Genomic DNA, 13,275 nt, shown 5'->3' with positions numbered 1-13,275 from the left:
GGGTGGGGTCCACGGGGTCCACGATCTGGATCCGGCACAGGTCGGGCACGGAGACCCGGAAGTTCATGAAGGCCCGCCCGTCGAGCCCGGGCCCGCGGGCGGCGCGGGCCTCGGCCCCCCGCAGGGCCTCGGCCGCGCCCACGTACTCCCGCTCGATGTGGGCGCGGCCCACGCGCAGGTCCTCGTCCGTGAGCACGATGCGAGGTGCACCCAGGTGCACCGCCAGCCCGATCCCGACCACGAGCACGGCGGCCACGATGAGGCCCACCACGGTGCTGATGGGTGCCACGGCCACGAACCCGGCGCCTCCCACGAAGGCGACGATGAGCCACACCCACCAGGAGACCGTGAGCCTCTCCTCGTAGCGCACGGCCGGTGCGGCTGCGGCACCCGGCTCGCAAGGGGTGGCCTGTTCACGGGGCTGCCGCTGCGCGGCGGGGACGGGGCCCGGTCCGGTGGTGGCCGCGGCGCGCGAGGGGTCTCCACCGGCGCCGGGGGTCGAAGGGTGAGAGCTCATGGTTCCACCTTGGCACACTCTGCTGGGCAGTGCCCCGGGAGCGCACGCGGGGCGGGCGCCGGGGCGCCCTCCGTGCCGTTCACCACCGGCGCACCCCGGGCGAGGCACCATCTCGGCCCGGGTGCGGCCCCGTAGCCCGCGCACCGGTTCCCGGGAGGCGGGGTGCAGGCCCCGGGACCCACCGGGAACGCCCGGGCGCGGCGCGTTAGAGTGGGCCACTGTGACTGACGTGAGTGAGCCCGCCACGGTGGACGTGGCCCTGCACCTGCTGGACCCCGAGCTCCCCCCTCCCGCGTACGCGCGGGCGGGAGACGCGGGCGCGGACCTGCGCGCCCGGCAGGACGTGGAGCTGCCGCCCGGAGAGCGGGCGCTCGTGGACACCGGTGTGGCGGTGGCCATCCCGGCCGGCCACGTGGGCCTGGTGCACCCCCGTTCCGGGCTGGCGGCGAAGCACGGCATCACCGTGCTCAACGCCCCCGGCACGGTGGACAGCGGCTACCGCGGGGAGCTGAAGGTGTGCCTGCTCAACACGGACCCGCGAGAGGCCTACACCGTCCGCCGCGGCGAACGGATCGCCCAGCTCGTGGTGCAGGAAGTGGTCACCGCCCGCTTCCGGACCGTGGCCGAGCTTCCCGGCAGCGAGCGCGGGGACCGGGGCTTCGGCTCGTCCGGGACCCACTGACGGGCCCCCACCACCCTTCCGCCACCCCTCGACGACTCCTTGGAGCAGATGATGTTCGGACGCAAGAAGCGCAGCAGCACCGACACCGCGGACGCGGCACAGCAGACCCACGAGACGACGGGGGCCACCTCGCCGGACGCCGCGCAGAGCACGGACCCGCGCGCCAACGGCCCGTGGGACGAGTCCGAGTTCACGGGCGAGCGCGGCGACTACCTGAACATGGGTGCCCTGCTGGTCCGGCCCCGGTCCGCCGTGGACGTGCGCATGGAGGTGGACCAGCAGACGCAGGTGCCCCGCGCCGTGCACCTGGACTTCCGTGACGGCTCCGTGCAGCTGCAGGTCTTCACCGCCCCCAAGTCCTCCGGGCTGTGGGACGAGGTCCGCGCCGAGCTCGTGGCCGCCCTGCGCCGGGACGGGGGAGACCCCACCGTCTCGGAGGGACCGCTGGGTCTGCAGGTCGACGCCCGTTTCCCGGGCACCACCTCGGACGGCCGCCAGGGCTACCGGCTGGCCCGGTTCGTGGGCATCGACGGACCCCGCTGGTTCCTGCGCGCCGTCTTCACGGGGGGTGCCGCAATGCCCGGGACCACGGCGGAGGTGCTCGACGACGCCGTGCGCGACCTCGTGGTGGTGCGGGGCCAGGATCCCCACCCGCCCCGCGACCTGCTCGCGTTCACGATGCCCGACGACGCCACCCTGCGCCGCACCGATGCACCGCACGCGGAGCCGGCACCGGCGGAGGGCGAGAGGAGCACGGGAGGCGACGCCGCGGCGTCGGGCCCCAAGGTCCAGGCACCGCGCCGCGGCCCCGAGATCACCGAGATCGGCTGACGGTGACCGGCAACAACCCCCTGACGGGGGCCATCGACGTGATGGGCGGCCCCGAGGCGGCGGAGCGGGACCTCACCCCGTCCACCGCGGACCGCCCGCGACGTCGGGCGGTGGTGGAGGGTGTGGTGGTGGAGGTCACGATCGCTCCCGTGACCTCGCCTCCCCGGTTCCGGGCCCTGCTCAAGGTGCCCCGCCCCGGCAGTGCGGTGCCGTGCGCGGTGGAGCTGCTGTGGCACGGTCAGCGCACGGTGCCCGGTGTGGCGGCAGGCACCCGGCTGCGGTGCCTGGCCGTGCTCTGCCACCCGGACGGGGTGCCCACCATGTACAACCCCCGCTACGAGATCGTGACCCCCAAGAAGGTGTGGCGATGAGCCCGGCCCCGGACCTCCCGGATCTGCCCACCACGGAGAACGGGGGAACCGGCTCGAGCGCAGTCGGCCCCGGGGCCGCACAGCCGCGGGGTGACCGGCAGCCCGGCTCGGACCGGGTGCCCGGTCCGAACCGGCGGCGGAACGGCGGAGGCCCCGGTCATGGAACCGCGCAAGAGTCGGCAGCTGCGGGTGCAGCCCCGGACTCCGAGGCCCCCGTGCGCCGCATGGCCGCGGACGTGGCGGAGCGCTCGGGCCTGCGCCGTGACGAGAACGGTCAGCTGGACGTCCTCTCCGCCCTGGGCGGCTGGCGCGGTATCGCGGAGTCCGTGCTCCCGGGTCTCGTGTACCTGGTGTGCGTGGTCGCGGTGGGTCAGCTCTCCGTGGCGCTCGCGGCCTCGCTCGCGGTGGCCGCGGTGTTCACGCTGCTGCGTCTTGCCCAGCGCCAGCCCGCGACCCAGGCCTTCGCCGGGCTCGTGGGGGTGGGCATCTGCGCCCTGTTCGCGCGGGTGGGTGGCGAGGCCCTGGACTACTACGTGTGGGGGTTCATCACCAACGCCGGCGGCATCCTGGTGCTCGGCCTCTCGGCGGCGCTCGGGTGGCCCCTGCTGGGCGTGGTGTACGGCTACGTGCGCGGCGAGGGCGTCGAGTGGCGGGCGGACCCCGTGCGGCGCGGCGCCTACCAGCGCGCCAACGGGCTGGTCATCGCCCTGTTCGCGGCCCGCCTGGCCGTCCAGCTGCCCCTGTTCTTCGCCGAGAACGTGACCGCGCTGGGGATCACCCGGCTGCTGATGGGGGCTCCGCTGTACGCCGCCGCGCTGTGGGCGGCATGGCTGTGGAGCCGCCCTCGTCGAACGCCGCGTGCAGGTTGACGTCCCGGGCCGTGGTGAACATGGCCCGCAGCTGCTCCTCGCCCTCCGCGGTGGTGATGAAGAACAGCTCGTCGCCACCCTCCAGGAGGTCGTCGCCGGACGGGGCGATCGGCACGCCGTCCCGCAGGATCGCCACGAGCGCCACGTCCGGCGGCCACGGCACCTGTGACACGGTGCTCGCCACCACCGGGTGCTCCCGCGGCACGGTGTAGGCGGACAGCGTGGCGGTACCGGTCTGGAAGCTCAGCAGCCGGACCACGTCCCCGATCTCCACGGCCTCCTCCACGAGCGCCGTCATCAGGCGCGGCGTGGACACCGCCACGTCCACGCCCCAGGCGTCGTCGAAGAGCCACTCGTTCTTGGGGTTGTTGACGCGCCCCACGGTGCGCGGCACGCCGAACTCGCTGCGCGCGAGCAGAGACACCACCAGGTTGGCCTTGTCGTCCCCGGTGGCGGCCACCACCACGTCCGCCTCCTCCGCACGGGCGCGCTGCAGCACCTCGAGGTCGCACGCGTCCCCCACGACCCACTGCACGCCGCGCAGGTTGGAGCGCCCGATCACCTCCGCCGTGGCGTCCACCACGACGACGTCGTGACCGTGCGAGAGCAGCTCCCGGGCGATCGAGGAGCCCACTGAGCCCCCGCCCACGATGACCACGTGCATCAGCGCCGCCCCCGCGCGTCATGGGTGGCGGCCAGCGCCACGGCCTCCATGACCTCGTCCGACGGCGGCCGCGACAGGATGCGGGCCACCCGCTCGACGTCCTCGACGCGCATCACGGCATGCACGATGTCTCCTTGCTGGTAGCTGGTGTCGCTCGCGGGGAGGATGCCCTCGCCGAAGCGGGTGACGAAGGCGATCCGCACCCCGGCGGCCTCCTCGATGCGGTCCAGGTGCAGCCCGGACCAGGAGTCGTCGAGGGGCAGCTCGCCGAGCTGCAGGCGCCCGGAGGCCTCCCGGAAGTCACCCGTGATGGCGTGCTCCGGCAGGATCCGGCGCAGCACCTGGTCCGCGCTCCACCGTACGGAGGCGACCGTGGGGATGCCCATGCGCTGGTAGAACTCGGCGCGGTTGGGGTCGTAGATCCGCGCCACCACGTGCTTCACCTTGAACGTCTCCCGGGCCACGCGGGCCGCGATGATGTTGGAGTTGTCCCCGCTGGAGACCGCGGCGAAGGCGTACGCGTCCGCGATCCCGGCGCGCTGCAGCACGTCCCGGTCGAAGCCGTGGCCCGTGACCTTGCGGCCCTCGAAGGAGGGTCGCAGCTTCCGGAACGCGCGGTCGTCCTGGTCGATCACCGCCACGGTGTGCCCGGAGTCCTCGAGGGCGTGTGCGAGGGTGATCCCCACCCGCCCCACGCCCATGATCACGAAATGCGCCATGGGGCACAGCATAAGTCCAGCGGCGGCGGGACATGGACCCGCTCAGCGACTAGCGTGTTCCCACGTGTATGTGTCCCAGATGGTCCGTCGCGCGCTCGTGGGCAAGCCCATCCACAACGAGCGCGCCGCGGGCACCGTGCTCTCCAAGGGCACGGCCCTGCCCGTCTTCGCGTCCGACGCCCTGTCCTCGGTGGCGTACGCCCCCGACGAGATCGTCCTGACGCTGGCCCTCGCGGGATCCGCGGCCATCGTGGTGTCACCCTGGGTGGGGCTCGCGGTGCTCGCGGTGCTGGCCGTCGTCATCACCGCCTACCGGCAGAACGTGCGGGCCTACCCCTCGGGCGGGGCGGACTTCGAGATCGCGTCCAAGAACCTGGGACGCCCCGCGGGCGCCGCGGTGGGCGCCGCCCTGCTCGTGGACTACACGCTCGTCGTCGCGGTGTCGATGGCCGCCGCGTCCCAGTACCTCGCGGCCGTGTTCCCGCCGCTCGTGGCGCACCGCACCGCCGTGGCGGTGGTGGGGATCGCCCTCGTGGGGCTGCTGAACCTGCGCGGGCTCAAGTTCATGGGTCGCGCTTCCTCCGTGCCCACCTACGCGTTCGTGGCCGTGGTGCTGCTGCTCGTCCTCGTGGGCGCCGTCCAGGACCTGGCCGGTTCGCTGGCCCCGGCGCCGTCGGCCGGGTACGACGTGCGGCCCGCGGAGGGCATGGACGAGGGCCTGGTGGGCCTGGCCGGGGCCATGCTCGTGCTGCGCGCCTTCTCCTCGGGCGCCGTGGCGGTGACCGGCGTGGAGACCATCACCCACTCGGTCCCGTACTTCCGCAAGCCCAAGGCGCGCAATGCCGCGCGCACCCTCGCGGTGCTCGGGGCGCTCTCCGCGGCCCTGCTGCTGGGGGTCCTCTACCTCACGTGGCGCACCGGCGTGGTGGTGGTCATGGATCCCGTGCACCAGCTGGTGATCGACGGGCACGCGCCGGACGCGAGCTTCTTCCAGGTGCCCGTGCTCGCCCAGATCGCCCAGGCCGTCACGGGCCCGGACTCGGTCTGGGTGGTGGTGCTCGCCCTCGTGACGGTGGGCGTCCTGTTCATGGCGGCGAACACCGCCTACTCGGGGTTCCCCGTCCTGGCGTCGCGCCTGGCCCAGGCCGCGCTGCTGCCCCGGCAGCTGCAGAGCCGGGGGGACCGCTTCGCGTTCACCAACGGCATCATCCTGCTGTCCGTGGTGGCCGCGGCCTTCACCCTCGTGTTCGGTGCGAACGTCAACGCGCTGATCCAGCTCTACGTGGTGGGCGCGTTCTTCGCGTTCACACTCACCCAGGCGGGCATGGTGCGGCACTGGAGCCGTGTGCGCCGCACGCGCGCGTCCAGGGCGAGCAGCCGGGGGCTGGCCCTGCAGCTGGGCGTGGCCGTGGTCGCCCTCGTGGCCTGCGCGGCCGTGTTCGTGGTGGTGCTCGTGACCAAGCTCGCGCAGGGCGCGTGGCTCACCATCGTCGCCATCGCGCTGACCACCGTGTTCATGCGCGCGATCGCCCGCCACTACCGCTCGGTGGACGCCGAGCTCGAGGTGCGCCCGGACTCCTCGGTGCGTGCCCTGCCCTCCCGGGTGCACTCAATCATCGTGGTCACCTCCGTGCGCAAGCCCGTGCTGCGTGCCCTGACCTACGCCCGGGCCTCCCGGCCCTCGACGCTCGAGGCCGTGGTGGTGGACACGGACCGCGGCCGCACCGAGGACGTGGTGCGCCAGTGGGAGTCCCTGGAGATCCCCGTGCCCGTGACCGTCCTCGCCTCGCCGTACCGCGACTCCGTGGGGCCGGTGATCGCCCACATCCGCGGCATCCGCCGCAAGTCCCCGCGGGACCTCGTGATCGTCTACCTGCCCGAGTACGTGGTGGGGCGCGGCTGGGAGCGCTTCCTGCACAACCAGGCCATCCGCCCCCTGCGGACCCGCCTGCACTACGAACGCGGAGTCATGATCGCCTCCGTCCCCTGGCACCTGGAATCGGTGCGCGAACTGCAGATCACGGAGAACCAGCGATGACCCACGATCCCGACCACCCCGTGCTGCGCCTGGGCGACGTGGCCCACGGAGGCCATGTGGTGGCCCGCACGGACGATGGCCGCGTGGTCTTCGTGCGCCACGGTCTGCCCGGCGAGCTCGTGCGCGTGCGGCTCACGGATGCCGACCCCGCGGCGTCGTTCTGGCGCGCGGACGTCACCGAGGTCCTCGAGCCGGCGCCCGGCCGCCGGGGCGCCCACGTGTGGCCCGCCGCCGACGCCGCCCGCGCGGCCTCCGAGGGCCGGTTCCCGCTCGGGGGTGCCGAGTTTGGGCACGCGGACCTGCCCACCCAGCGCGAGCTCAAGCGGCGGGTGCTCACCGAGCAGCTGTCCCACCTCGCGGGCCACGACTGGGACGGGACGGTCCGGGAGGCACCGGGGGAGAGCGCCGACGGCACCGGCTGGCGCCCCCGCCTGCACCTGGACGTCGCGCCGGACGGCACCCCGGGGATGCACCCGCACCGCTCCGAGGACCTCGCGCCGCTCACGGACATGCCCCTGGCCACGGACGCGATCCGGCGCCTCGCCCCGTGGTCCCTGCGCCTCGAGGGCGCCGAGCGCGTGGACGTGGCGGCACCGGCGAACGGGCAGCAGCCCCTGCTGCACGTGAGCCTGCGGGCGGACGCGGGCGAGGCACGGACCCACGCGCTGCGTGAGCGGCTCGGTGCGTGGGGCGCGCAGAACGGGGTGAGCGTCACAGCCCGCTCGGCGGACCACCGCCGGATCGGCACCTGGGCCGGGACGGACGAGGTGCGCGAGACCCTTGCCGTCCCGGAGGTCGCCGAACTCGCCCCCGGCGCACTGGAGTGGCGCGTGAGCCCCACGGGCTTCTGGCAGATCCACCGCGCGGCACCCGGCACGCTGGCCCGGGCGGTCCTGGAGGCCGCGCAGCTGCGTCCCGGGGAGACCGTGTGGGACCTCTACAGCGGCGCGGGGCTGTTCACGGCGGTCGCGGCACTCGCCGTGGGGGAGACCGGGGCGGTCTTCGCGGTGGAGGGCTCACCCGTGACCTCCGCCGACGCCGCCCACAACCTCGCCGACGTCCCGCACGTCACGAGCGTGCGCGGGGACGTGGCCCGTGTGCTCACCGGCCGGAGCGGGGGCCGCCGCGGTGGCTCCCGCGGTGCAGGTTCGCGTGCGGCGTCGTCCGGGGCGACCTCGCGGCGCAACGAGGCCTGGGCGCCCCGACCGCCGCGCCCCGACGTGGTCGTCATGGACCCACCCCGCGCCGGGGCCGCCAAGGAGGTGCTCGCCGCGGTGGACCAGGCGGGCCCCCGGGCGATCGTCTACGTCGCGTGCGATCCGGCCGCACTGGGGCGGGACCTCGGGCGGCTGCGCCGCCGGGGCTGGCGGATCGACCGGGTGGAGGCGTTCGACCTGTATCCGAACACCCACCACGTGGAGGCCGTGGCGCTGCTGGGCAGGGACTCCTGAGCGCGCGCCACGTGAGCCGGGACACAGGCACGGGTGATCGGGCTCGCGTGATTACCGAGCGGTAGACCTGCCACGGGCTACACTGGCAGGGACCGTTCCGTGCGTGCGGGGGCACCTGTGTGCGCCGCACGTGGCGAACGCAACCAACGGTGGCGAGAGGAGTTCCACACCATGACTGTGGACAGCTTTGGAGCCAAGGGCGTTCTCAACGTCAAGGGCACCGACTACGAAATTTTCCGACTGAACGTCGTGGAGGGAGCACAGAAGCTTCCCTACAGCCTGAAGGTCCTGCTCGAGAACCTGCTGCGCACCGAGGACGGTGCGAACGTGACGAGCAAGCACATCGAGGCCCTGGGGTCCTGGGACCCGAACGCCCAGCCCGACACGGAGATCCAGTTCACCCCTGGCCGCGTGATCATGCAGGACTTCACCGGCGTGCCCTGCATCGTGGACCTCGCCACCATGCGCGAGGCCGTGGCGGACCTCGGCGGCGACCCCTCCCGCGTGAACCCGCTGGCCCCCGCCGAGCTGGTCATCGACCACTCCGTGCAGATCGACGCCTTCGGCTCAGCGGACGCCATCGAGCGCAACATGGACATCGAGTACGAGCGCAACGGTGAGCGCTACCAGTTCCTGCGCTGGGGCCAGACCGCGTTCGACGACTTCAAGGTGGTCCCGCCCGGAATGGGCATCGTCCACCAGGTCAACATCGAGAACCTGGCCCGCGTGGTCATGACCCGTGAGGTGGACGGCGCCCTGCGGGCCTACCCGGACACCTGCGTGGGCACCGACTCCCACACCACCATGGAGAACGGCATCGGCGTTCTCGGTTGGGGCGTTGGTGGCATCGAGGCCGAGGCGGCCATGCTGGGCCAGCCCATCTCCATGCTCATCCCGCGCGTGGTGGGCTTCAAGCTCACCGGCGAGATCCCCTCCGGTGCCACCGCCACCGACGTGGTGCTGACGATCACCGAGATGCTGCGCGCGCACGGTGTGGTGGGCAAGTTCGTGGAGTTCTACGGCGAGGGCGTCGCGGCGGTGCCGCTGGCCAACCGCGCCACGATCGGCAACATGTCCCCGGAGTTCGGCTCCACGGCGGCCATCTTCCCGATCGACCAGGTCACCCTGGACTACCTCGAGCTCACGGGTCGTTCCGAGGAGCAGATCGCCCTGATCGAGGCGTACACCAAGGAACAGGGCATGTGGCACGACCCCGCCAAGGAGGTGGCCTACTCCGAGTACCTGGAGCTGGACCTCTCCACGGTGGTCCCCTCCATCTCCGGGCCCAAGCGCCCGCAGGACCGCATCGAGCTCTCCCACTCCAAGGAGCAGTTCCGCGAGGACCTCGTGAACTACGTGGTGGAGGACGAGAACGTGGAGGTGGACGCCAACGTGGTCGAGTCCTTCCCGGCCTCGGACGCCCCCTCCCACGACCCCGCCGAGGAGCAGGACCCGCAGCACGAGCCGCGCGACTCCACCGCCGAGCAGCTGCGCGAGCGCGCGGAGAAGACCGTGCCCGTGACCATGCCCGACGGCCGCGAGTTCGAGCTGGACCACGGCGCCGTGTCGATCGCCTCGATCACCTCGTGCACCAACACGTCCAACCCCTCGGTGATGATGGCCGCGGCCGTGCTGGCCCGCAACGCCACGGAGAAGGGCCTCAAGGCCAAGCCGTGGGTCAAGACCTCGATCGCCCCGGGCTCGCGCGTGGTCACCGAGTACTACGAGAAGTCCGGCCTGGTCCCCGCACTGGAGGAGCTCGGCTTCTACACCGTGGGCTACGGCTGCACCACGTGCATCGGCAACTCCGGTCCGCTGGAGTCCGAGATCTCCCAGGCCATCCAGGACAACGACCTCGCGGTGACCTCGGTGCTCTCCGGCAACCGCAACTTCGAGGGCCGCATCAACCCGGACGTGAAGATGAACTACCTGGCGTCCCCGCCGCTGGTCATCGCCTACGCCCTGGCCGGCACCATGGACTTCGACTTCGAGAACGAGCCCCTGGGCCAGGACTCGAACGGGGAGGACGTCTTCCTCAAGGACATCTGGCCGGACCCCACCGAGGTGCAGAAGATCATCGACGCCTCCATCGACACGGAGATGTTCGACCGCGAGTACGGCACCATCTTCGACGGCGACGAGCGCTGGCAGAACCTGGACACCCCCACGGGTGACGTGTTCGAGTGGGATCCCGAGTCCACCTACGTGCGCAAGCCACCGTACTTCGAGGGCATGTCCATGGAGACCACCCCGGTGGAGGACATCGAGGGCGCCCGCGTGCTGCTCAAGCTGGGTGACTCCGTGACCACGGACCACATCTCCCCGGCCGGCTCCTTCAAGTCGGACACGCCCGCGGGCAAGTACCTCACCGAGCACGGTGTGGCCCGCAAGGACTTCAACTCCTACGGCTCCCGCCGTGGCAACCACGAGGTGATGATCCGCGGCACGTTCGCGAACATCCGCATCAAGAACCAGCTCCTGGACGGCGTGGAGGGCGGTTTCACCCGCGACTTCACCCAGGACGGCGGCCCGCAGGCCGCCGTGTACGACGCCGCCATGAACTACCAGGAGGCCGGCGTGCCCCTGGTGGTGCTGGGCGGCAAGGAGTACGGTTCCGGCTCCTCGCGCGACTGGGCGGCCAAGGGCACATCCCTGCTGGGTGTGCGTGCGGTGATCGCGCAGTCCTACGAGCGCATCCACCGCTCCAACCTGATCGGCATGGGCGTGCTGCCCCTGCAGTTCCCCGAGGGCGAGTCCGCGGACTCCCTGGGCCTGGACGGCACCGAGACCTTCTCGATCGAAGGGGTGACCGCTCTCAACGAGGGCACCACCCCCAAGACCCTGAAGGTCACGGCCGCCAAGGAGGACGGCTCCACCGTGGAGTTCGACGCCGTGCTGCGCATCGACACCCCGGGTGAGGCCGACTACTACCGCAACGGCGGCATCCTGCAGTACGTGCTGCGCCAGATCGCCAAGTAGCCCCTGCGGCGCTCACGCACCGCTGACGCCACCGGCCGGTGATCCCCTTCCGAGGGGTCACCGGCCGGTGGCACATGTGCGCGCGGTCCGCGGTGCCGCGGCACGCGGGGGAGGCGCGGGTCCTGGCGCGGCGGTCCCCCGAGAAGTGGCGGGCCCCCGTGCCCGGGCGAGTAAGATCGGACGGAGCATTCGGGCGCCGCCACCTCCCGCGCCGCACCCCGGACGGGTTCCCACCCGTTCCGCGCGGGCCGGTGGGCGCCGTGACACCCACGGAAGAGCAGGCAATGACGCTTCTGGAGAGCATCGAGGGACCCGAGGACCTGGCGGGTCTGGACGCCGCGGCCATGGAGCAGCTCGCGGACGAGATCCGGGCGTTCCTCATCAGCCACGTGTCCGCGACCGGCGGTCACCTGGGCCCGAACCTCGGCGTGGTGGAACTGACCCTCGCCGTGCACCGCGTGTTCTCCTCTCCCCGGGACTCGGTGGTCTTCGACACCGGTCACCAGTCCTACGTGCACAAGCTCGTGACCGGGCGACAGGACTTCGCCACCCTGCGACAGGAGGGCGGCCTGGCCGGCTACCCCTCCCGCGCCGAGTCCGAGCACGACATCGTGGAGTCCTCCCACGCCTCCTCCTCCCTGTCCTGGGCGGACGGCATTTCCCGGGGCTACGCCCTCACGGGCCAGGAGGACCGCCACACGGTGGCGGTGATCGGGGACGGCGCGCTCACGGGCGGCATGGCCTGGGAGGCCGTGAACAACATCGCCTCGGACCGTGATCGCAAGGTGGTGATCGTGGTCAACGACAACGGCCGCTCCTACGCCCCCACCGTGGGAGGGTTCGCGAACCACCTCAAGGACCTGCAGGCGAGCGTCCAGCAGGGAGTCGACGCCGTGCGGATGGACCGGCGCTACGAGCAGACGCTCGAGAAAGCCAAGCACCTGCTGACCACGTCCGGCCAGCTGGGCCAGGCCGTCTACCGGGGCCTGCACGGGATGAAGCAGGGCATCAAGGACGTGGTGGTCCAGCAGGGCATCTTCGAAGACCTCGGCATGAAGTACGTGGGCCCGGTGGACGGCCACGATCTCGCCGCCATGGAGCAGGCCCTCACGAACGCCCGGAACTTCGGCGGCCCGGTGATCGTGCACGCGATCACCGAGAAGGGCCACGGCTACCTCCCGGCCCGCCTGGATGAGAACGACCAGTTCCACTCGGTGCCCGTGATCGACCCGGAGACCGGCAAGCCCACCGGGACCGCGTCGGCGCGCACCTGGACGCACGTGTTCCGGGACGAGATCGCGGCCATTGCGGACGAGCGCCCGGACGTCGTGGGCGTCACCGGGGCCATGCTGATCCCCATGGGGCTGCAGAAGATGCAGCTGGCCCACCCCGAGCGGGTGGTGGACGTGGGCATCGCGGAGCAGCACGCCCTGACCATGGCCGCGGGCATGGCGTTCGCGGGTCTGCACCCCGTGGTGGGCCTGTACGCGACCTTCCTGAACCGCGGCTTCGACCAGCTGCTCATGGACGTCGCCCTGCACCGTGCGGGCGTCACAGTGGTGCTGGACCGTGCCGGCGTCACGGGCCCGGACGGCCCCAGCCACCACGGCATGTGGGACCTCGCCCTGCTGCAGATCGTGCCCGGACTGCACCTCGCGGCCCCGCGGGACGAGGCGACCATGGTCCAGGAGCTGCGCGAGGCCGTTGCCGTCTCGGACGCGCCCACCGTGGTGCGCTACCCGAAGGGCGCCGTGGGTGCTCCCCTCCCCGCGGTCCAGCGCTGCGAGGACGGCGTGGACGTGCTCGCCCGCCACGGCGAGGGCTGCGGTGAGCACGGGGAGCAGCGGGACGTGCTGGTCGTGGGAGTGGGCGCGATGTGCGTGACCGCCCTCGAGGTGGCCGAACGCCTGGCCGCCCATGGGGTGACCTCCACGGTCGTGGACCCCCGCTGGGTGCTCCCGGTCGCAGACTCGGTCGTGCGTCTCGCAGCCGACCACCGGATCGTCGTGGTCGTGGAGGACGGCGTGCGTGCCGGCGTCACGGGCCCGGACGGCCCCAGCCACCACGGCATGTGGGACCTCGCCCTGCTGCAGATCGTGCCCGGACTGCACCTCGCGGCCCCGCGGGACGAGGCGACCATGGTCCAGGAGCTGC

11 protein-coding genes are annotated in these 13,275 nt (G+C 72.4%); 8 read left to right on the top strand and 3 right to left on the bottom strand.

Translation table 11 applies throughout. The features are described from left to right. Positions 1-517, bottom strand: a 517-nt coding sequence (locus CWC38_RS08280; RefSeq protein ID WP_240625169.1) for a DUF3093 domain-containing protein, incomplete at its 3' end; no start/stop codon positions are given. A 220-nt stretch (positions 518-737) separates the two neighbouring features. Here CWC38_RS08280 and dut point away from each other — a divergent pair. The 4 genes from dut to CWC38_RS08260 all read left to right on the top strand — a co-directional run bounded on the left by dut (position 738) and on the right by CWC38_RS08260 (position 3,270). Beyond that, positions 738-1,199, top strand: coding sequence for a dUTP diphosphatase (gene dut / locus CWC38_RS08275; protein ID WP_240625168.1), 462 nt, complete (start codon positions 738-740; stop codon positions 1,197-1,199). Between the two features lie 48 nt (positions 1,200-1,247). Further along, positions 1,248-2,030, top strand: coding sequence for a DUF3710 domain-containing protein (locus CWC38_RS08270; RefSeq protein ID WP_240625167.1), 783 nt, complete (start codon positions 1,248-1,250; stop codon positions 2,028-2,030). A 2-nt stretch (positions 2,031-2,032) separates the two neighbouring features. Further along, positions 2,033-2,401, top strand: coding sequence for a hypothetical protein (locus tag CWC38_RS08265; protein ID WP_121846302.1), 369 nt, complete (start codon positions 2,033-2,035; stop codon positions 2,399-2,401). A 224-nt stretch (positions 2,402-2,625) separates the two neighbouring features. Beyond that, on the top strand, positions 2,626-3,270 hold the full coding sequence (locus tag CWC38_RS08260) for a DUF3159 domain-containing protein (RefSeq protein WP_121846306.1): 645 nt from the start codon (positions 2,626-2,628) through the stop codon (positions 3,268-3,270). Here the strand turns inward: CWC38_RS08260 and CWC38_RS08255 are convergent. Together CWC38_RS08255 and CWC38_RS08250 are read right to left on the bottom strand one after the other, a co-directional pair. Continuing rightward, positions 3,176-3,934, bottom strand: coding sequence for a potassium channel family protein (locus CWC38_RS08255; RefSeq protein WP_121846301.1), 759 nt, complete (start codon positions 3,932-3,934; stop codon positions 3,176-3,178). The two genes, CWC38_RS08260 and CWC38_RS08255, sit on opposite strands and share 95 nt — an antisense overlap. Continuing rightward, positions 3,934-4,653, bottom strand: a complete 720-nt coding sequence (locus tag CWC38_RS08250; RefSeq protein ID WP_121846305.1) for a potassium channel family protein — start codon at positions 4,651-4,653, stop codon at positions 3,934-3,936. Before CWC38_RS08250 ends, CWC38_RS08255 begins: the two co-directional genes overlap by 1 nt. Positions 4,654-4,732: 79 nt before the next feature. On the opposite strand from CWC38_RS08250, the gene CWC38_RS08245 reads away from it, so the two are divergent. The 4 genes from CWC38_RS08245 to dxs all read left to right on the top strand — a co-directional run. After that, complete coding sequence (locus tag CWC38_RS08245) at positions 4,733-6,691, top strand: APC family permease (protein ID WP_121846304.1); 1,959 nt, start codon at positions 4,733-4,735, stop codon at positions 6,689-6,691. Then, a complete protein-coding gene (locus CWC38_RS08240; protein ID WP_121846300.1) occupies positions 6,688-8,142 on the top strand; it encodes a class I SAM-dependent RNA methyltransferase in 1,455 nt (484 codons plus the stop codon). Before CWC38_RS08245 ends, CWC38_RS08240 begins: the two co-directional genes overlap by 4 nt. Positions 8,143-8,313: 171 nt before the next feature. Then, positions 8,314-11,121, top strand: coding sequence for an aconitate hydratase AcnA (gene acnA, locus CWC38_RS08235; RefSeq protein ID WP_121846299.1), 2,808 nt, complete (start codon positions 8,314-8,316; stop codon positions 11,119-11,121). 284 nt (positions 11,122-11,405) lie between these two features. After that, positions 11,406-13,275: 1-deoxy-D-xylulose-5-phosphate synthase (dxs, locus tag CWC38_RS08230; RefSeq protein ID WP_121846298.1), on the top strand; the 1,870-nt coding region annotated here is incomplete at its 3' end.

The sequence above is a fragment of the Kocuria tytonicola genome, assembly GCF_003687455.1.
GTDB lineage: Bacteria > Actinomycetota > Actinomycetes > Actinomycetales > Micrococcaceae > Kocuria > Kocuria tytonicola.
This window is presented reverse-complemented; position numbering and strand designations above follow the sequence as displayed.